Genomic DNA, 20,836 nt, shown 5'->3' with positions numbered 1-20,836 from the left:
GCGTTCATTGTGCGGGGAGGGGAGGGAAGATGCAAATCAGGCTACCGGAAGTAGCCTGATTTTAAGATTACTGATGGTATCCAGAGAGGAAGCGCCCGAAGCGGCTGATGGCCATTTCGAGGTCATCTTCACGCGGCAGCGTCACGATACGCACGTGATCAGGCCACGGCCAGTTAAATGCCGTCCCCTGAACCAGCAGCACTTTTTCCTGCAGCAGGAAATCAAGCACCATTTTCTGATCGTCGTGAATATTAAAGCGCTTCGCGTCAATTTTCGGGAACATATAGAGCGCGCCATTCGGCTTCACGCAGGAGACGCCCGGGATATCGTTGATCAGCTCCCAGGCGCGGTTGCGCTGTTCGTACAGGCGACCTCCGGGAACGATAAATTCGCTAATGCTCTGATAACCGCCGAGCGCAGTCTGGATCGCATGCTGCGCCGGAACGTTGGCGCATAAACGCATGGAGGCCAGCATCTCCAGCCCTTCAATATAGCCTTTAGCGTGCTTTTTCGGACCGTTTAATACCATCCAGCCCTGGCGGAAACCGGCTACGCGGTAGGTTTTAGACAGGCCGTTAAAGGTGACGGTCAGCAGATCCGGGGCCAGCGCAGCGATTGAGTGGTGCTGTGCCGCGTCATACAGGATCTTGTCGTAAATTTCGTCGGCAAAGATGATCAGGTTGTGCTGGCGGGCGAGCTCGACGATCTCCATCAGCAGCTCTTTTGAGTACACCGCGCCCGTTGGGTTGTTCGGGTTAATGATCACGATGCCGCGCGTGCGGGGCGTGATTTTTGCGCGAATATCATCGAGGTCCGGGAACCAGTCAGAGGACTCATCGCACAGATAGTGCACGGCTTTACCGCTCGACAGTGATACGGCAGCCGTCCACAGCGGATAATCCGGCGCGGGAACCAGCATTTCGTCCCCGCTGTTCAGCAGCGCCTGCATCGCCTGCACGATCAGTTCGGAGACGCCGTTGCCGATATAGATATCTTCAACGGTAACATCACGCATACCGCGTGCCTGGTAGTGCTGCATGATGGCTTTGCGTGCGGAGTAAAGCCCTTTTGAATCACAATATCCTTGTGCAGTAGGAAGGTTACGGATCACATCAACCAGAATTTCATCCGGCGCTTCAAAACCAAATGGCGCAGGGTTACCAATGTTGAGTTTCAGAACCTTATTGCCTTCTTCTTCAAGGCGTTTCGCCTCTTTCAGAACCGGGCCGCGGATGTCATAACAGACGTTATCTAGCTTGCTGGATTTTTCGATAGGGGACATGAACCTTTAACCTTTTCGCTATTATTGCCACTCCCTGCCGTGGAAGTCAGCACGGAATAATGTACTCCCCCCTCGCTTCGTTTTGAAGGGTGTGCAGTAGAAGATTTTGTGCCGGGAGCAAAATTTTGATAAATCTTTTTTGCTGTGCGTTGGCTTTTTTACTGTCTTAAAGTTGCGCACACGGCAAGATGACAGGTTAAATGTGCTATTAATGTGTCAAAATTCTGTATATTGTGCTGGTGAAAATAAGTGGTGAACCTGACAACGGTAGCAATCACCCTGAGTGACTTTTCGTAAATGCTGAATGCTTGATACATGTTCCTGTAAAAGCATTATGTGGCTAAAAGTTACTCATGTGAAATTAATGTTAAGTGCCATTAATGAATGGTCTTAATCTAAATTAAAATTTATTTATTATTAACCTATAAAATGCAACTTTAGTTAATTTTAATAAAATTAGTTTAGAAGCTTAACATTCTTCTTTAAACCTCAATATTGCAATAAGACTTATAAATAAAGTGGATTTGGGTTAAGATGTCTTTCAGGAAAGCAGAGGACAGATGCAAGAATTTTGTATATCTGGAACTGATTTTCCGAATTAATTGATTGTTATTGTTGGAGTTATCTCTGGCTGGGATGTGTCGAACATCTCCTGCTACGTTGACAGCGCTGCGATAAAGATGGCAGAAAAGGTGTTATACCTTTAATGTAATTTACATAAACCTGCGAACATCTAAATATCCTGAACGTTTAAGAGAATAAAAATAACGTCATGAAACGTGCTTTCTGACTGTTGATATAAAGCAGCACAATAACTATCTGTCAGGCAGTCTGCCGGGCCGGGATGCGAGGGAAAACCTTCAGAGGGAATTGCTTAACTGTTACACACAGCTTCAACCCGGGCAGCTCCGCACGAGCAACCTGAAAGTGAATAGATATGATAAATGCAAATCGTCCGATAATGAATCTCGACCTCGATCTGCTGAGAACGTTTGTTGCGGTCGCCGATCTCAACACTTTTGCAGCAGCTGCTGCCGCCGTTTGCCGAACTCAGTCCGCCGTTAGCCAACAAATGCAGCGGCTGGAGCAACTGGTTGGTAAAGAGCTTTTTGCACGTCACGGACGTAATAAGCTCTTAACGGAACACGGTATTCAGCTACTGGGTTATGCCAGGAAAATTCTTCGCTTTAATGATGAAGCATGTATGTCCTTAATGTTTAGCAACCTTCAAGGGGTGCTAACGTTAGGCGCATCTGATGAGTCAGCGGATACTATATTGCCGTTTCTTCTCAATCGAATTAGTTCGGTTTATCCGAAGCTTGCGCTGGACGTTAGCGTAAAACGTAATGCCTTTATGGTTGAGATGTTAAATGAGCATAAAGTCGACCTGGTGGTGACTACCCATCGTCCTGGGCAGTTTGATTGCCTGACGCTGCGTACATCGCCTACGCACTGGTATTGCGCGGCCGAGTACGTGATGCAAAAAGGAGAGCCGGTTCCGCTGGTCTTACTGGATGACCCGAGCCCGTTCCGCGATATGGTGCTCACGGCGCTGAATGAGGCCAACATTCCATGGCGTCTGGCGTATGTGGCTTCCACGCTGCCAGCGGTTCGTGCCGCCGTGAAGGCTGGTCTGGGGGTAACGGCCCGTCCGGTAGAGATGATGAGTCCCGATCTGCGTGTCCTGGGGAAATCCGATGGTCTTCCTGCGCTACCGGATACGGAGTATCTGCTCTGCCGCAATTCGTCCAGCCATAACGAGTTGGCAAAAGTCGTGTTCGAGGCGATGGAAAACTACCATAACCCCTGGCAGTTCGAGCGCGTTACCTCCGAAGGGGGGGATGATTCCCTGATCGTCGAAGGGGATTTTGAGTGATCGATAGCTCAATATTCTGGTAACAAAATGTAAGTGTAGAAAAAAGCCACTCATGTGATTTTCACATGCAGTGGCTTTTTTTAAGCAATAATACCCACCTATGGCGCATGGATTTTCAGGATACCCTCTTAATTATCAATAGGCTGAATGCTTTTGCTCAAATCTTGCCCACTTTCCGTTCTAACTTCAACCATATCCCTCTCTTGTTAAAAAAACAGGAAATATGTTGCCGTTTTCCATGTTGAATTAACAAAAGCGTGTCGCAGATCAAGAAAATACTCCTATTTGGGGGGAGGAATCGTTGGCAAATCCTGTCAAAATAGGAGGGTTATTTTTTTTACTTCCGAAACGGACACGATTCAACAACATACATTTGACGGAAAGTCATGCACCCACCAGGGTTAAAGGGCACCAAATGTTAATGAGAATCGCTCGATGTAATTTAATGTGAAGAAACCTTTGTTAAAGTTGACAATAGGTTATAGAAAGGAGTAAAAAACCCCATCATTTTGCTGTCTACGTCTCATTTCTGACAGTTAGTGTAAGGTTATTTGTTCCTCCCCATGAATCGATGTGATGCCCATCTGCCAGCAAGAGCAGTGTCGTTGGTATCACTTTTGATGAGTAAGCAATGAGTATGTCAACATCCACAGAAGTCATCGCTCATCACTGGGCATTCGCAATCTTTCTTATTGTAGCCATTGGCCTGTGCTGCCTGATGTTAGTCGGCGGCTGGTTCCTGGGCGGTCGCGCCCGTGCAAGGCACAAAAACACACCTTTTGAATCAGGTATTGATTCTGTAGGTACCGCTCGCTTACGCCTGTCTGCCAAGTTCTATCTGGTAGCCATGTTCTTCGTCATCTTCGACGTGGAAGCGCTTTACCTCTTCGCGTGGTCTACCTCCATTCGCGAAAGTGGTTGGGTGGGCTTTGTCGAGGCCGCAATTTTCATTTTAGTGTTACTGGCCGGTCTGGTTTATCTGGTGCGTATTGGCGCGCTGGACTGGACACCTGTGCGTTCACGCCGTGAACACATCAACCCGGAAAACAGTATCTCTAATCGTCAGCAGTAACAGCGAGGCAATAAGATGGATTATACGCTCACCCGCATAGATCCTAACGGTGAGAATGACCGTTACCCCCTGCAAAAACAGGAGATCGTAACCGACCCCCTGGAGCAAGAAGTCAATAAAAGCGTGTACATGGGCAAACTCGAGCATGCCATGCACGATATGGTCAACTGGGGTCGTAAGAACTCCATCTGGCCTTACAACTTTGGCCTTTCTTGCTGCTACGTTGAAATGGTGACGTCATTCACTGCGGTGCATGACGTTGCGCGTTTTGGGGCCGAGGTACTGCGCGCATCACCTCGTCAGGCTGACCTGATGGTGGTAGCCGGTACATGCTTTACCAAAATGGCACCTGTTATTCAGCGTCTGTATGACCAGATGCTGGAGCCAAAATGGGTTATCTCCATGGGCGCATGTGCGAACTCTGGCGGTATGTACGACATTTATTCCGTCGTGCAGGGCGTAGATAAATTTATCCCAGTGGATGTGTACATCCCGGGTTGTCCGCCACGTCCGGAAGCCTACATGCAGGCGCTGATGCTGCTGCAGGAATCTATTGGTAAAGAACGTCGCCCACTGTCGTGGGTTGTTGGCGATCAGGGTGTGTATCGCGCGAACATGCAGTCTGAGCGCGAGCGTAAACGTGGTGAACGTATTGCCGTCACCAACTTGCGTACGCCTGACGAAATTTAATTTGCGCCTGTAGGCCTGGAGAACACCTTCGCATATCACTACTCAAATAGCGCGAAGCCAGGCTCAACAGTCACCACGGACCATTTGCAATGGTGAACAATATGACCGACTTAACCGCGCAAGAAGCCGCCTGGCACACCCGGGATCATCTGGATGACCCAGTCATTGGCGAACTGCGCAACCGTTTTGGGCCGGATGCCTTTACCGTTCAGGCGACCCGCACCGGGGTACCCGTTGTTTGGGTGAAGCGTGAACAATTGCTGGAAGTTGTCGATTTCCTCAAGAAATTGCCAAAACCTTACGTCATGCTGTTTGACTTACACGGCATGGACGAACGTCTCAGAACACACCGCCAGGGTCTCCCTGCTGCGGATTTTTCCGTTTTCTACCACCTGATCTCAATAGACCGTAATACGGATATCATGCTCAAGGTGGCATTGTCTGAAAACGACATGCATCTGCCGACGATCACCAAACTTTTCCCGAACGCCAACTGGTACGAGCGTGAGACATGGGAAATGTTCGGCATGACCTTCGACGGCCACCCACACCTGACGCGCATCATGATGCCGCAGACCTGGACCGGCCACCCGCTGCGTAAAGACTACCCGGCGCGTGCGACTGAATTCGATCCGTTTGAGCTGACCAAAGCCAAGCAGGATCTGGAGATGGAAGCGCTGACCTTCAAGCCGGAAGACTGGGGCATGAAGCGCGGTACCGAAAACGAGGACTTCATGTTCCTTAACCTCGGTCCAAACCATCCGTCAGCGCACGGTGCATTCCGTATTATTCTTCAGCTTGATGGCGAAGAGATTGTCGACTGCGTACCGGACATCGGCTACCACCACCGTGGTGCTGAGAAGATGGGCGAGCGTCAGTCCTGGCACAGCTACATTCCGTATACCGACCGTATCGAGTACCTCGGCGGTTGCGTCAACGAAATGCCATACGTGCTGGCCGTTGAGAAACTGGCGGGTATCGTTACGCCGGATCGCGTTAACGTGATTCGCGTTATGCTGTCAGAACTGTTCCGTATCAACAGCCACCTGCTGTACATTTCCACGTTCATTCAGGACGTCGGCGCGATGACCCCGGTCTTCTTCGCCTTTACCGACCGTCAAAAAATCTACGATTTGGTGGAAGCGATTACCGGTTTCCGTATGCACCCGGCCTGGTTCCGTATCGGCGGCGTAGCACACGATCTGCCGCGCGGCTGGGACCGTCTGCTGCGTGAATTCCTCGACTGGATGCCAAAACGTCTGGCGTCTTACGAGAAAGCCGCGCTGCGTAATACCATCCTGAAAGGCCGTTCCCAGGGCGTTGCTGCCTACGGCGCGAAAGAAGCGCTGGAGTGGGGGACGACAGGTGCAGGTCTGCGCGCGACCGGTATTGATTTCGACGTGCGTAAAGCCCGTCCTTACTCTGGCTACGAGAACTTCGACTTTGAAGTCCCGGTTGGCGGCGGTGTTTCCGACTGCTACACCCGCGTGATGCTGAAAGTGGAAGAGCTCCGCCAGAGTCTGCGCATCCTTGAGCAGTGCCTCAACAACATGCCGGAAGGCCCGTTCAAGGCGGATCACCCGCTGACGACGCCGCCACCGAAAGAGCGCACGCTGCAACATATCGAAACCCTGATCACCCACTTCCTGCAGGTTTCCTGGGGTCCGGTCATGCCGGCGCAAGAATCCTTCCAGATGATTGAAGCGACCAAGGGTATTAACAGTTACTACCTGACCAGTGACGGCAGCACCATGAGCTACCGTACCCGCGTGCGTACGCCGAGTTTTGCGCACCTGCAGCAGATCCCGTCCGCCATTCGCGGCAGTCTGGTCTCCGACCTGATTGTGTATCTGGGTAGTATCGATTTTGTTATGTCAGATGTGGACCGCTAATTATGCACGAGAATCAACAACCACAAACCGAGGCTTTTGAGCTGAGTGAAGCAGAACGTGCCGCTATTGAGCACGAGATGCACCACTACGAAGACCCGCGTGCGGCGTCCATTGAAGCGCTGAAAATCGTACAGAAACAGCGTGGTTGGGTGCCGGATGGGGCGATCTATGAGATCGCGAAAGTGCTGGGTATTCCGGCAAGTGACGTAGAAGGCGTAGCCACGTTCTACAGCCAGATTTTCCGTCAGCCGGTAGGCCGCCATGTGATCCGCTACTGTGACAGCGTTGTCTGCCACATCACCGGTTATCAGGGCATTCAGGCTGCGATTGAGAAAAAGCTCAATATCAAGCCTGGCCAGACCACGTTCGATGGACGCTTTACTCTGCTGCCAACCTGCTGCCTGGGTAACTGCGACAAGGGGCCGACCATGATGATTGATGAGGACACTCACAGCCATCTGACGCCGGAAGCGATTCCTGACCTGCTGGAGCAGTACAAATGAAAACTGTAATTCGTACTGCTGAGACGCATCCGCTGACCTGGCGTCTGCGCGATGATAAACAGCCGGTATGGCTCGACGAATACCAGAGCAAAAACGGCTATGCCGGTGCGCGTAAAGCTCTTGGCGGCATGGCGCCGGACGATATCGTAAATGCCGTTAAAGATTCCGGCCTGAAAGGGCGCGGCGGTGCGGGCTTCTCCACCGGTCTTAAGTGGAGCCTGATGCCGAAAGACGAATCCATGAACATTCGTTACCTGCTGTGTAACGCCGATGAAATGGAGCCGGGCACCTATAAAGACCGCCTGCTAATGGAACAGCTGCCGCACCTGCTGGTGGAAGGCATGCTGATCTCCGCGTTTGCGCTGAAAGCCTACCGTGGCTACATCTTCCTGCGCGGTGAGTACATCGAAGCGGCGGAAAACCTGCGTCGCGCGATTGCCGAAGCCACCGAAGCGGGCCTGCTGGGCAAAAACATCCTGGGCACCGGGTTTGACTTCGAACTGTTCGTGCACACCGGTGCAGGGCGTTATATCTGTGGTGAAGAAACCGCGCTGATTAACTCCCTGGAAGGCCGCCGCGCGAACCCGCGTTCCAAGCCACCGTTCCCGGCCAGCTCCGGTGTGTGGGGGAAACCGACCTGCGTAAACAACGTTGAAACCCTGTGTAACGTTCCGGCTATCCTCGCGAACGGCGTGGAGTGGTATCAGGGCATCTCCTCAAGCAAAGATGCCGGTACCAAGCTGATGGGCTTCTCTGGTCGCGTTAAAAATCCAGGCGTCTGGGAACTGCCGTTCGGTACGACTGCGCGTGAAATTCTTGAAGACTACGCTGGCGGTATGCGCGATGGCCTGAAATTCAAAGCCTGGCAGCCGGGTGGGGCAGGGACTGACTTCCTGACCGAAGCCCACCTCGACCTGCCAATGGAATTCGAAAGCATTGGTAAAGCAGGCAGCCGTCTGGGTACGGCGCTGGCGATGGCCGTCGACCACGAGATCGGCATGGTCTCGCTGGTGCGTAACCTGGAAGAGTTCTTCGCCCGCGAGTCCTGCGGCTGGTGTACACCGTGCCGTGATGGTCTGCCGTGGAGCGTGAAGATCCTGCGTGCAATCGAACGTGGCGAAGGCCAGCCTGGAGATATCGAGACGCTTGAGCAACTGTGTCGATTCTTAGGCCCGGGTAAAACCTTCTGTGCCCACGCACCGGGTGCCGTCGAACCTCTGCAGAGCGCGATCAAATATTTCCGCGACGAGTTCGAAGCAGGCATCAAGCAGCCGTTCAGCAATACCCATGCCATCAATGGGATTCAGCCGAACCTGCTTAAAGCGCGCTGGTAACGACAAGAATTTTGATTAACGCTCGGTTTCGACCGAGCCAACTGGAAGCATGCTAATGGCTACGATTCATGTAGACGGCAAAGAATACGAAGTCAACGGGGCGGACAACCTGCTGGAAGCTTGTCTGTCTCTTGGCCTCGATATTCCGTACTTTTGCTGGCATCCGGCGCTGGGCAGCGTCGGTGCTTGCCGCCAGTGTGCGGTGAAGCAATATCAAAACGCGGAAGACACGCGTGGTCGCCTGGTGATGTCCTGTATGACGCCAGCCACCGAAGGCACCTTTATTTCGATTGATGACGAAGAAGCGAAACAGTTTCGCGAAAGCGTTGTGGAATGGTTGATGACCAACCACCCGCACGACTGTCCGGTCTGTGAAGAGGGCGGTAACTGCCACCTTCAGGATATGACCGTGATGACCGGCCACAGCTTCCGTCGCTATCGCTTTACCAAGCGTACCCACCGCAACCAGGACCTGGGGCCGTTCATCTCTCACGAAATGAACCGCTGCATCGCCTGCTATCGCTGCGTGCGTTACTACAAAGACTATGCAGACGGTCAGGATCTGGGCGTATATGGCGCGCACGATAACGTCTACTTCGGTCGTCCGGAAGACGGCGTGCTGGAAAGCGAATTCTCCGGTAACCTGGTAGAAATCTGCCCAACTGGCGTATTCACGGATAAAACCCACTCCGAGCGTTACAACCGTAAATGGGACATGCAGTTTGCGCCAAGCATCTGCCAGCAGTGTTCCCTCGGCTGTAACACCAGCCCGGGTGAGCGATACGGCGAACTGCGTCGCATCGAAAACCGTTACAACGGTACCGTTAACCACTACTTCCTGTGCGATCGTGGTCGTTTCGGCTATGGCTATGTGAACCTGAAAGACCGTCCGCGTCAGCCGGTTCAGCGCCGTGGCGACGACTTCATTACCCTGAACGCCGAACAGGCGATGCAGGGCGCGGCAGATATTCTGCGCCAGTCGAAGAAAGTGATCGGTATCGGCTCCCCGCGTGCCAGCATCGAAAGCAACTTCGCGCTGCGCGAGCTGGTTGGCGCGGAAAACTTCTATACCGGCATCGCCCAGGGCGAGCAGGAACGTCTGCAGCTGGTACTGAAAGTGCTGCGTGAAGGCGGTATCCATACCCCTGCGCTGCGCGAAATCGAATCTTATGATGCAGTTCTGGTGCTGGGTGAAGACCTGACGCAGACGGGCGCTCGCGCGGCTCTGGCGGTTCGTCAGGCGGTGAAGGGTAAAGCTCGTGAAATGGCAGCGGCGCAGAAAGTGGCCGACTGGCAGATTGCGGCGATCCTGAACATCGGCCAGCGCGCGAAGCATCCTCTGTTTGTGACCAACGTCGACAACACCCGTCTGGACGATATCGCAGCGTGGACCTACTGCGCTCCGGTTGAAGATCAGGCTCGCCTCGGCTTTGCTATTGCCCACGCGCTGGACAACAACTCGCCGGCCGTTGAACTGGATCGCGACCTGCAAAACAAGGTTGACGTGATTGTTCAGGCTCTGGCAGGTGCGAAAAAACCGCTGATTATTTCCGGTACCAACGCCGGTAGCGCCGAGATCATTCAGGCGGCAGCCAACGTTGCCAAAGCCCTGAAAGGCCGCGGTGCTGATGTCGGTGTGACCATGATTGCCCGTGCGGTGAACAGCATCGGTCTGGGCATGATCGGCGGCGGTTCGCTGGAAGAAGCATTAAGCGAACTGGAATCCGGTGCCGCTGACGCCGTTGTGGTGCTGGAAAACGACCTGCACCGTCACGCCTCTGCCGCTCGCGTTGACGCCGCGCTCTCCAAAGCGCCGCTGGTGATGGTCATTGATCATCAGCGTACCGCGATCATGGAAAAAGCGCACCTGGTGCTCTCTGCGGCAAGCTTCGCAGAAAGCGACGGTACCGTTATCAACAATGAAGGTCGCGCCCAGCGTTTCTTCCAGGTTTATGATCCGGCGTACTACGACAGCAACACCGTGATGCTGGAAAGCTGGCGCTGGCTCCACTCCCTGCACAGCACCGTGCAGAGCCGTGAAGTGGACTGGACGCAGCTCGACCACGTTATCGACGCGGTGGTGGAAAAACTGCCTCAGCTGGCAGGCATTAAAGATGCCGCACCTGAAGCAAGCTTCCGCATTCGCGGCCAGAAACTGGCGCGTGAACCGCACCGTTACAGCGGCCGTACCGCAATGCGTGCCAACATCAGCGTACACGAACCGCGCCAGCCGCAGGATAAAGACACCATGTTCGCCTTCTCTATGGAAGGGAACAACCAGCCGTCTGCGCCGCGTTCGCAAATCCCATTCGCATGGGCGCCAGGCTGGAACTCCCCGCAGGCATGGAACAAGTTCCAGGCTGAAGTGGGGGGCTCCCTGCGTCACGGCGATCCGGGCGTGCGTCTGATTGAAGCCTCCGAAACCGGTCTGGACTTCTTCACCACCGTACCGGCGAGTTTCCAGGCGCAGGATGGCAACTGGCGTATCGCGCCGTACTACCATCTGTTCGGTAGTGACGAGCTGTCCCAGCGTTCACCGGTCTTCCAGACCCGTATGACGCAGCCTTACATCAAGCTTAACCCAGCGGATGCCGCGAAGCTTGGCGTTAACGCGGGCGCGAACATCGCCTTTAGCTATGACGGCCAGACAATCAGCCTGCCGCTGATTATCTCCGAAGGTCTGACAGCAGGGCAGGTGGGTCTGCCGATGGGTATGCCTGGCATCGCGCCGGTTCTGGCGGGTGCGCGTCTTGATAATCTGCAGGAGGCAAAAGCATGAGTTGGTTAACGCCGGATCTTATCGACATCCTGCTGAGCATTCTGAAAGCGATTGTTATCCTGCTGGTGGTGGTCACCTGCGGCGCGTTCATGAGCTTTGGTGAACGTCGTCTGCTCGGTCTGTTCCAGAACCGTTATGGACCGAACCGCGTGGGCTGGGGTGGTTCACTCCAGCTGGTCGCGGACATGATCAAGATGTTCTTTAAAGAGGACTGGATCCCGCGCTTCTCGGATCGCGTGATCTTTACTCTGGCTCCGATGATCGCCTTCACCTCGCTGCTGCTGGCGTTTGCTATCGTTCCGGTCAGCCCGACCTGGGTTGTCGCTGACCTGAACATCGGCATTCTGTTCTTCCTGATGATGGCGGGCCTCGCGGTTTACGCGGTCCTGTTCGCAGGCTGGTCCAGTAACAACAAATACTCGCTGCTGGGTGCGATGCGTGCTTCCGCGCAGACGCTGAGTTATGAAGTGTTCCTGGGTCTTTCCCTGATGGGCGTGGTGGCGCAGGCCGGTTCATTCAATATGACCGACATCGTCAACAACCAGGCCGATATCTGGAACGTTATTCCGCAGTTCTTTGGGTTTATTACCTTTGCTATCGCGGGCGTGGCCGTGTGTCACCGTCACCCGTTTGACCAGCCAGAAGCCGAACAGGAACTGGCCGACGGTTACCACATTGAATATTCCGGTATGAAATTCGGTCTGTTCTTCGTGGGCGAGTACATCGGTATCGTCACCATTTCCGCGTTGATGGTAACGCTGTTCTTCGGTGGCTGGCATGGCCCGTTCTTACCGCCGTTCATCTGGTTCGCGCTGAAAACCGCGTTCTTCATGATGATGTTCATTTTGATTCGCGCAGCGTTACCGCGTCCACGTTATGACCAGGTAATGTCCTTCGGCTGGAAAGTGTGCCTGCCGCTGACGCTCGTCAACTTGTTGGTAACGGCAGCTGTCATTCTCTGGCAGCAGCCATAAGGGGCTATAGACCATGACCTTAAAAGAATTACTGGTAGGCTTCGGTACCCAGGTTCGTAGTATCTGGATGATCGGCCTGCACGCGTTTGCCAAACGCGAAACCCGGATGTACCCGGAAGAGCCGGTATATCTGCCGCCGCGCTACCGTGGCCGTATCGTGCTGACGCGCGACCCGGACGGCTCCGAGCGCTGCGTTGCCTGTAACCTGTGTGCGGTAGCGTGTCCGGTAGGCTGTATCTCTCTGCAGAAAGCAGAGACGGTAGACGGCCGCTGGTACCCTGAGTTCTTCCGCATCAACTTCTCACGCTGCATTTTCTGCGGTCTGTGTGAAGAAGCGTGCCCAACAACGGCGATTCAGCTGACTCCAGACTTCGAGCTGGGTGAGTACAAGCGTCAGGACCTGGTGTACGAGAAAGAGGATCTGCTGATTTCCGGTCCGGGCAAATACCCGGAATATAACTTCTACCGGATGGCGGGTATGGCAATCGACGGCAAAGATAAGGGCGAAGCAGAGAACGAAGCTAAGCCTATCGACGTCAAGAGCCTGTTACCGTAAGGAGAGGGCAATGGAATTCGCTTTTTATATCTGTGGCCTTATCGCCATCCTGGCTACGCTGCGAGTGATTACGCACACCAATCCGGTGCATGCGCTGCTGTACTTAATCATCTCCCTGCTGGCCATTTCAGGGGTGTTCTTTGCGCTGGGCGCGCACTTTGCCGGTGCGCTGGAAATCATCGTCTACGCCGGGGCCATCATGGTGCTGTTCGTGTTCGTGGTGATGATGCTGAACCTGGGCGGCTCTGAGATTGAGCAGGAACGTCAGTGGTTAAAACCGCAGGTGTGGATTGGTCCGGCAATTTTGTCGGCCATCATGCTGGCGGTGATTGTTTACGCCATTCTGGGCGTCAACGATCAGGGCATCGACGGAACGCCAATTAGCGCTAAAGAGGTCGGTATTACGCTCTTTGGCCCATACGTTCTGGCGGTTGAACTGGCCTCAATGCTGCTGCTAGCAGGTCTGGTTGTTGCTTTCCACGTTGGCCGCGAAGAACGCGCTGGCGAGGTGCTGAGCAACCGCACTGACGACCGCGCGAAAAGAAAAACGGAGGAGCGCGCATGATCCCCTTAACACATGGACTGATCCTCGCTGCGATTTTATTCATTCTGGGTTTGACCGGTCTGGTTATCCGCCGCAATCTGCTGTTTATGCTGATCGGTCTGGAAATCATGATTAACGCCTCCGCGCTGGCCTTCGTGGTCGCCGGAAGCTACTGGGGCCAGACCGATGGTCAGGTGATGTACATTCTCGCCATCAGCCTCGCGGCTGCCGAAGCGAGTATTGGCCTGGCGCTGTTGCTGCAGCTCCATCGTCGCCGCCAGAATCTGAACATCGATTCAGTAAGTGAGTTGCGTGGATGAACATGCTTGCCTTAACCATTATTTTTCCGCTGATTGGCTTCGTGCTGCTGGCGTTTTCTCGCGGCCGCTGGTCTGAGAATCTGTCTGCGACCGTGGGCATTGGCTCCATCGGTCTGGCTGCGCTGGTGACAGCGTATGCGGGTATCGACTTCTTTAACAACGGGCGTCAGCCATTCAGCGTGCCGCTGTGGACCTGGATGTCGGTCGGCGATTTCAACATCGGCTTTAACCTGGTGCTGGACGGCCTCTCGCTGACCATGCTCTCCGTGGTCACCGGCGTCGGCTTCCTGATCCACATGTTCGCTTCCTGGTACATGCGCGGTGAAGAGGGTTACTCCCGCTTCTTCGCCTACACCAACCTGTTTATCGCCAGCATGGTGGTTCTGGTCCTGGCCGATAACCTGCTGCTGATGTATCTGGGCTGGGAAGGCGTGGGGCTGTGTTCTTACCTGCTGATCGGTTTCTACTACACCGATCCGAAGAATGGCGCAGCGGCCATGAAAGCGTTCGTCGTGACCCGCGTGGGTGACGTGTTCCTCGCTTTCGCGCTGTTCATTCTTTACAACGAACTGGGCACGCTGAACTTCCGCGAAATGGTGGAACTGGCGCCAGCGCACTTCGCTGCAGGCAACAACATGCTGTGGTGGGCAACGCTGATGCTGCTGGGTGGTGCCGTGGGTAAATCCGCGCAGCTGCCGTTGCAGACCTGGCTTGCCGACGCGATGGCGGGTCCAACCCCTGTCTCCGCGCTGATCCACGCTGCGACAATGGTCACCGCCGGTGTTTACCTGATTGCGCGTACCCATGGCCTGTTCCTGATGACTCCGGAAATTCTGCATCTGGTGGGTATCGTCGGTGCGGTCACGCTGGTGCTGGCAGGCTTTGCCGCGCTGGTACAGACCGACATCAAGCGCGTGCTTGCATACTCCACCATGAGCCAGATTGGTTACATGTTCCTGGCGCTTGGCGTTCAGGCGTGGGACGCGGCCATTTTCCACCTGATGACGCACGCGTTCTTTAAAGCGCTGCTATTCCTCTCATCCGGTTCCGTTATTCTGGCCTGCCATCACGAGCAGAACATCTTCAAAATGGGCGGACTGCGTAAGTCCATCCCGCTGGTGTATGTCTGCTTCCTGGTGGGCGGCGCGGCGCTGGCGGCACTGCCGCTGATCACCGCGGGCTTCTTCAGTAAGGACGAAATCCTTGCGGGTGCCATGGCGAATGGTCATATCAATCTGATGGTTGCGGGTCTGGTCGGTGCGTTTATGACCTCCCTGTATACCTTCCGTATGATTTTCATCGTATTCCACGGTAAAGAACAAATTCACGCTCACGCAGGGAAGGGGATCACCCATCACCTGCCGCTGATTGTGCTGCTGGTACTGTCCACCTTCGTTGGCGCGATGATTGTGCCGCCGCTGCAGGGCGTACTGCCAGACACCACCGAGCTTGAGCACGGTCGCGTTCTGACGCTTGAAATCACCTCCGGTGTGGTCGCTATTGCGGGCATCCTGATTGCAGCATGGCTGTGGCTGGGTAAACGTACGCTGGTGACTGCCGTTGCCAACAGTGCGCCGGGCCGTCTGCTGGGCACCTGGTGGTATAACGCGTGGGGCTTCGACTGGCTGTACGACATGATCTTCGTTAAGCCGTTCCTGGGCATTGCGTGGCTGCTGAAGCGCGACCCGCTGAACAGCCTGATGAATATCCCGGCGATCCTCTCCCGCTTTGCAGGTAAAGGTCTGCTGTACAGCGAGAACGGTTACCTGCGCTGGTATGTGGCGTCCATGAGCATCGGTGCGGTTGTCGTGCTGGCGCTGCTGATGGTGTTGCGTTGATCGTTAAGTGAATTTTATTCGAATTCGTTGAAAATCAGGCCCCTGCTGGGGGCCTTAAAAAGGAATGTAAATCGCCATGTTACTACCCTGGCTAATATTAATTCCCTTCATTGGCGGCTTCCTGTGCTGGCAGACTGAACGCTTTGGCGTGAAGATGCCGCGCTGGATCGCGCTGATCACCATGGGATTGACGCTCGCGCTTGGCCTGCAACTGTGGTTGCAGGGCGGTTACTCACTGACCCAGTCTGCGGGCATTCCGCAGTGGCAGTCTGAGTTCATCCTGCCGTGGATCCCGCGTTTTGGCATTACGATCCACTTGGCGATTGACGGTCTCTCACTGCTGATGGTGGTGCTGACCGGTCTGCTCGGCGTTCTGGCGGTACTCTGCTCCTGGCGAGAAATCGAAAAATACCAGGGCTTCTTCCACCTGAACCTGATGTGGATCCTGGGCGGCGTGATCGGCGTGTTCCTTGCCATCGACATGTTCCTGTTCTTCTTCTTCTGGGAGATGATGCTGGTGCCGATGTACTTCCTGATCGCGCTGTGGGGCCACAAGGCGTCCGACGGTAAAACGCGTATCACGGCGGCAACCAAGTTCTTCATCTATACCCAGGCGAGTGGTCTGGTGATGTTGATTGCCATTCTGGCGCTGGTGTTTGTTCATCACAATGCGACCGGCACCTGGACCTTCAACTACGAAGATTTGCTGAAGACCCCAATGTCGCACGGCGTTGAATACCTGCTGATGCTGGGCTTCTTTATCGCCTTCGCGGTGAAAATGCCGGTAGTTCCGCTGCACGGCTGGCTGCCAGACGCGCACTCTCAGGCACCAACGGCGGGTTCCGTTGACCTGGCGGGCATCTTGCTGAAAACGGCGGCCTACGGCCTGCTGCGTTTCGCACTGCCGCTGTTCCCGAATGCCTCCGCAGAGTTCGCACCGATTGCCATGTGGCTGGGTGTGATCGGTATCTTCTACGGTGCCTGGATGGCCTTCACGCAGTACGACATCAAGCGTCTGATTGCCTACACCTCCGTTTCCCACATGGGCTTCGTGCTGATTGCTATCTACACCGGCAGCCAGCTGGCGTACCAGGGGGCGGTGATCCAGATGATTGCGCACGGTCTGTCCGCAGCCGGTCTCTTCATCCTGTGCGGCCAGCTGTACGAACGTCTGCATACCCGCGACATGCGCATGATGGGCGGTCTGTGGAGCAAAATTAAGTGGCTGCCAGCGCTGTCCATGTTCTTCGCGGTTGCCACCCTGGGGATGCCGGGTACCGGTAACTTCGTCGGCGAATTTATGATTCTGTTCGGCAGCTTCAAAGTGGTACCGGTGATTACCGTGATCTCCACATTTGGTTTGGTGTTCGCTTCCGTCTACTCGCTGGCGATGCTGCACCGCGCCTACTTCGGTAAAGCGAAGAGCGAAATTGCTGCACAAGAACTGCCGGGGATGTCGCTGCGTGAGCTGTTCATCATCCTGCTGCTGGTCGTACTGCTGGTGCTGCTGGGCTTCTTCCCGCAGCCGATTCTGGATACCTCGCATAGCGCGATGGGTAACATCCAGCAGTGGTTTGTTAATTCTGCTTCTACTACAAGGCCGTAATTCGCCATGACAATAACTCCACAACAACTGATCGCGCTGCTACCGCTGCTGATCGTCGGATTGACGGTGGTGGTTGTGATGCTCTCCATTGCGTGGCGACGCAATCACTTCCTGAATGCCACGCTGTCGGTCATCGGCCTGAACGCCGCGTTAGTCTCTCTCTGGTTTGTTGGACAGGGTGGGGCGATGGACGTCACCCCGCTGATGCGCGTTGACGGTTACGCCATGCTGTATACCGGTCTGGTGCTGCTGGCGAGCCTGGCAACCTGTACCTTTGCGTATCCGTGGCTCGAAGGCTACAACGACAACAAAGAAGAGTTTTACCTGCTGGTTCTGATTGCCGCGCTGGGCGGCATTCTGCTGGCGAACGCGAATCACCTGGCCGCGCTGTTCCTCGGCATTGAGCTGATCTCTCTGCCGCTGTTCGGTCTGATTGGTTACGCCTTCCGCCAGAAGCGCTCCCTGGAAGCAAGCATCAAGTACACTATCCTGTCTGCTGCTGCGTCCTCGTTCCTGCTGTTTGGCATTGCGCTGGTGTACGCACAGTCCGGTAACCTCTCCTTCATGGCGCTCGGCAAGAGCCTCGGTGACGGCATGCTGCATGAGCCGCTGCTGCTCGCGGGTCTGGGCATGATGATCGTTGGCCTCGGCTTCAAACTTTCTCTGGTGCCGTTCCACCTGTGGACGCCAGACGTATACCAGGGCGCTCCGGCTCCGGTGTCGACCTTCCTGGCGACGGCGAGCAAAATCGCTATCTTCGGTGTGGTCATGCGTCTGTTCCTGTACGCGCCGGTTGGTGACAGCGAAGCGGTTCGCGTGGTGCTCGGCGTTATCGCGTTCGTCTCCATCATCTTCGGTAACCTGATGGCGCTGAGCCAGACCAACATCAAGCGTCTGCTGGGCTACTCGTCTATCTCTCATCTGGGCTACCTGATGGTAGCGCTGATTGCGCTGCAGAGCGGTGAGATGTCGATGGAAGCCGTGGGCGTGTATCTGGCCGGCTACCTGTTCAGCAGCCTCGGCGCCTTCGGCGTGGTGAGCCTGATGTCCAGCCCGTACCGTGGCCCGGATGCCGATTCACTGTTCTCTTATCGTGGTCTGTTCTGGCACCGTCCGATCCTGTCCGCGGTAATGACCGTGATGATGCTCTCTCTGGCAGGTATCCCGATGACGCTTGGCTTTATCGGGAAGTTCTACGTGCTGGCCGTCGGTGTGCAGGCACATCTGTGGTGGCTGACTGCGGGCGTGGTTATCGGCTCCGCGATTGGTCTCTACTACTACCTGCGCGTGGCCGTGAGCCTGTACCTGAGCGCGCCTCAGCAGCTCAACCGTGATGCCCCAACCAACTGGCAGTACAGCGCCGGTGGTATCGTGGTGCTTATCTCCGCGCTTCTGGTGCTGATCTTCGGTATCTATCCGCAGCCGCTGATTGATATCGTGCAGCACGCGATGCCATTAATGTAAAAACAAAAAACCCGCCTCGGCGGGTTTTTTTATGGTTTGCGTCCTCTCCCTGTGGGAGAGGGACCGGGTGAGGGCACCAGCCCGCACCAGACCTAAGCCAACTGTTTTCGACTGATCAACGGCCCGTCAATCTTCTTCATCGAGCGGTCCAGCACCTCCTCAATCACTGACGACAACTCGTTCAGCTCAAACTTCGCGACGTAGCCATCCGCTTTCACCTTACGGATATGGTCTTCGTTGGCGTTGCCGGAAAGGGAAGAGTGGATCACCACCGGAATATCCTTCAATACCGGGTCGGTTTTGATTTTGCGCGTCAGCGTAAAACCGTCCATCTCCGGCATTTCGAGGTCGGTCAGCACCAGCGCGATCTTATCGGTGATGGGAACCCCCTCAGCCTGCGCCTGCGCGGCCAGCATGCCAATTTTCTCCCACGCGTCTTTGCCGGTGATGTGCAGCTGCGCGGGGATCTCCATCGCCTGCAGACCTTTCTCCAGCATCGAGCGCGCCACTTTGGAATCTTCCGCGACGATGGCGACAGCGCCTGGCTTGATATGGAATTTGGTGGTCTTCAGATTCGTGGCGTGCAGATCGTGATTGGCCGGGGTGATGTCATACAGGATCTGCTCAACGTCCAGCACCATCGCCAGATCGTTGGTATCGGTCTTTTCGTCAAGACACGCAATGCTGGTGATGTAGCGCCCGCTGACGGCGGTTTCCGCCGCATGCACCTGCTTCCAGTCCAGACGCATGATGTTCTCAACCGACTCCACGGCAAACGCCTGCACGCTGCGCGCATATTCGGTGATCAGCAGGATGTTCAGCCCGGTGGTGGGCTTACAGCCCGCCACGGCGGCCAGGTCGATCACCGGGATCACCTGATCGCGGATATTCACCATCCCCATCAGCGGTGACTTCATCCCGGCGGGTTTCGTGAACTCCGGCATCGGCACAATTTCACGCAGCTTAAAAACGTTGATGCCAAACAGCTCAGATTTATTTTCGTTCAGAGAGGTGCCAAGACGGAACAGCAACAGTTCAAAACGGTTCGACAGGGTCAGATTCGCCCTGTCATCAATATCTTTCTGGAAATTATCCATTCTACCCTCGAGAGAAATGCTGACCTTTTAATCGTTATCGGCATCCTGAGAGAAAAATGAAGGACTAAACGCTGACCTGAGCAAAATCTTCGGCCAGCTCACATTCCGGGAACAGCGCTCGGCACTCCGCTAACAGGCTTGCGCATCCCCGCGCGTCGTAGCGCGAGCTGACATGAGTGACGATGAGTCTCCCGACGCCCGCGTCAAGGGCAAGCTGCGCCGCCTGACGCGTGGAGCTATGGCCCCGGCTGTTGGCTTTCTCTTCCATCGCTGTTTCAAGCGTTGCTTCATGCACCATCACGTCCACCCCCAGGGCAAGCTGAAGCGCCGCCTGGCACGGGGCCGTGTCGCCAAAAATAGCCAGTTTTTTGCCTGGCCGTGGGGCGGCGAGATAATCCTGCCCGTTGATGACGCGCCCGTCCTCCAGCGTGACGGTCTCTCCATGCTTCAGGCGCTGGAACAGTGGTCCGGATTTTACGCCATCGGCCATCAGCGCGGCGGCGTCTAGCGCGCCGGGTTTGTCATGCGCTTCAATGCGGTAACCATAGCACTCCACAGGATGATTGAGCGGCTGAGCGCTCACCTTATAATCGCCGTCATCGAAAACCAGGCCTTTGGTAATCTCAACGATCTCCAGCGGATAATCCGTCCACGACCCGCTCAGGCGCAGCGTGGTTTCAACAAATTCACGCACACCCGCAGGCCCGTAAATCGTCAACGGGTTAGCATTACCGGCCATCGAGCGGCTGCATAGCAGGCCGGGAAGGCCGAACAGATGGTCGCCATGCAGATGGGTGATAAAAATTTTATCCAGCTTGCCGGGATGATAAGCGGTGCGTAGCAGCTGATGCTGCGTCCCTTCACCACAGTCAAACAGCCACAGCCCGCCGCGGGTGGGGTGCTTGAGATCCAGCAGGATCGCCGTCACGTTCCGTGAGCGGGTTGGCACGCCAGCGGACGTACCCAGAAAAATCAGTTCCATAACGCAATCAGCCCTTTGCCGAACGGG

At 55.2% G+C, this 20,836-nt stretch carries 17 protein-coding genes; 14 read left to right on the top strand and 3 right to left on the bottom strand.

Annotated elements, in window-relative coordinates:
• Window positions 1-67: 67 nt before the first annotated feature.
• The gene (alaA, locus tag KGP24_RS16075; RefSeq protein WP_008500204.1) at window positions 68-1,282 is read right to left on the bottom strand and encodes an alanine transaminase AlaA; all 1,215 of its coding nucleotides are present in this window, start codon (window positions 1,280-1,282) and stop codon (window positions 68-70) included.
• 937 nt (window positions 1,283-2,219) lie between these two features.
• On the opposite strand from alaA, the gene lrhA reads away from it, so the two are divergent.
• From lrhA to nuoN, 14 genes are all read left to right on the top strand, one after another.
• Window positions 2,220-3,158 (top strand): transcriptional regulator LrhA, encoded by a 939-nt coding sequence (gene lrhA, locus KGP24_RS16070; RefSeq protein ID WP_223561115.1) that lies wholly within the window; start codon window positions 2,220-2,222, stop codon window positions 3,156-3,158.
• Window positions 3,159-3,789: 631 nt separating this feature from the next.
• Window positions 3,790-4,230 carry an NADH-quinone oxidoreductase subunit NuoA gene (gene nuoA / locus KGP24_RS16065; RefSeq protein WP_003861475.1) on the top strand — a complete coding sequence of 147 codons (441 nt, stop codon included), beginning with the start codon at window positions 3,790-3,792 and terminating at the stop codon, window positions 4,228-4,230.
• A gap of 15 nt (window positions 4,231-4,245) precedes the next feature.
• The gene (gene nuoB, locus KGP24_RS16060) at window positions 4,246-4,920 is read left to right on the top strand and encodes an NADH-quinone oxidoreductase subunit NuoB (protein ID WP_003861482.1); all 675 of its coding nucleotides are present in this window, start codon (window positions 4,246-4,248) and stop codon (window positions 4,918-4,920) included.
• Window positions 4,921-5,009: 89 nt separating this feature from the next.
• On the top strand, window positions 5,010-6,812 hold the full coding sequence (gene nuoC / locus KGP24_RS16055; RefSeq protein WP_223561114.1) for an NADH-quinone oxidoreductase subunit C/D: 1,803 nt from the start codon (window positions 5,010-5,012) through the stop codon (window positions 6,810-6,812).
• Window positions 6,813-6,814: 2 nt separating this feature from the next.
• On the top strand, window positions 6,815-7,315 hold the full coding sequence (nuoE, locus tag KGP24_RS16050; protein WP_006176513.1) for an NADH-quinone oxidoreductase subunit NuoE: 501 nt from the start codon (window positions 6,815-6,817) through the stop codon (window positions 7,313-7,315).
• Window positions 7,312-8,649 (top strand): NADH-quinone oxidoreductase subunit NuoF, encoded by a 1,338-nt coding sequence (gene nuoF, locus KGP24_RS16045; protein WP_023312536.1) that lies wholly within the window; start codon window positions 7,312-7,314, stop codon window positions 8,647-8,649. The genes nuoE and nuoF overlap by 4 nt, the downstream gene beginning before the upstream one ends.
• A 55-nt stretch (window positions 8,650-8,704) precedes the next feature.
• Complete coding sequence (gene nuoG / locus KGP24_RS16040; protein WP_223561113.1) at window positions 8,705-11,428, top strand: NADH-quinone oxidoreductase subunit NuoG; 2,724 nt, start codon at window positions 8,705-8,707, stop codon at window positions 11,426-11,428.
• A complete protein-coding gene (nuoH, locus tag KGP24_RS16035; protein ID WP_008500211.1) occupies window positions 11,425-12,402 on the top strand; it encodes an NADH-quinone oxidoreductase subunit NuoH in 978 nt (325 codons plus the stop codon). The genes nuoG and nuoH overlap by 4 nt, the downstream gene beginning before the upstream one ends.
• A gap of 13 nt (window positions 12,403-12,415) precedes the next feature.
• Window positions 12,416-12,958 (top strand): NADH-quinone oxidoreductase subunit NuoI, encoded by a 543-nt coding sequence (gene nuoI, locus KGP24_RS16030; protein ID WP_003861491.1) that lies wholly within the window; start codon window positions 12,416-12,418, stop codon window positions 12,956-12,958.
• A gap of 10 nt (window positions 12,959-12,968) precedes the next feature.
• A complete protein-coding gene (nuoJ, locus tag KGP24_RS16025; protein WP_223561112.1) occupies window positions 12,969-13,523 on the top strand; it encodes an NADH-quinone oxidoreductase subunit J in 555 nt (184 codons plus the stop codon).
• The gene (gene nuoK, locus KGP24_RS16020; protein WP_090278933.1) at window positions 13,520-13,822 is read left to right on the top strand and encodes an NADH-quinone oxidoreductase subunit NuoK; all 303 of its coding nucleotides are present in this window, start codon (window positions 13,520-13,522) and stop codon (window positions 13,820-13,822) included. The genes nuoJ and nuoK overlap by 4 nt, the downstream gene beginning before the upstream one ends.
• Complete coding sequence (gene nuoL / locus KGP24_RS16015) at window positions 13,819-15,660, top strand: NADH-quinone oxidoreductase subunit L (protein WP_014884634.1); 1,842 nt, start codon at window positions 13,819-13,821, stop codon at window positions 15,658-15,660. The genes nuoK and nuoL overlap by 4 nt, the downstream gene beginning before the upstream one ends.
• 76 nt (window positions 15,661-15,736) lie before the next feature.
• Complete coding sequence (gene nuoM, locus KGP24_RS16010) at window positions 15,737-17,266, top strand: NADH-quinone oxidoreductase subunit M (RefSeq protein ID WP_023312532.1); 1,530 nt, start codon at window positions 15,737-15,739, stop codon at window positions 17,264-17,266.
• A 6-nt stretch (window positions 17,267-17,272) separates the two neighbouring features.
• Window positions 17,273-18,730, top strand: a complete 1,458-nt coding sequence (gene nuoN, locus KGP24_RS16005; protein WP_223561111.1) for an NADH-quinone oxidoreductase subunit NuoN — start codon at window positions 17,273-17,275, stop codon at window positions 18,728-18,730.
• A gap of 92 nt (window positions 18,731-18,822) precedes the next feature.
• Here the strand turns inward: nuoN and KGP24_RS16000 are convergent, their stop codons facing one another.
• Both KGP24_RS16000 and rnz read right to left on the bottom strand, forming a co-directional pair.
• Entirely contained in the window at window positions 18,823-19,827 is a 1,005-nt protein-coding gene (locus tag KGP24_RS16000) for a chemotaxis protein (protein WP_223561110.1), read from the bottom strand.
• 64 nt (window positions 19,828-19,891) lie between these two features.
• Window positions 19,892-20,809, bottom strand: a complete 918-nt coding sequence (rnz, locus tag KGP24_RS15995; RefSeq protein WP_223561109.1) for a ribonuclease Z — start codon at window positions 20,807-20,809, stop codon at window positions 19,892-19,894.
• Window positions 20,810-20,836: the final 27 nt, after the last annotated feature.

The organism is Enterobacter sp. JBIWA008 (genome assembly GCF_019968765.1).
GTDB lineage: Bacteria > Pseudomonadota > Gammaproteobacteria > Enterobacterales > Enterobacteriaceae > Enterobacter.
Note: the sequence above shows the minus strand (reverse complement) of the source record. Positions and strands in the feature narration are given on the sequence as shown.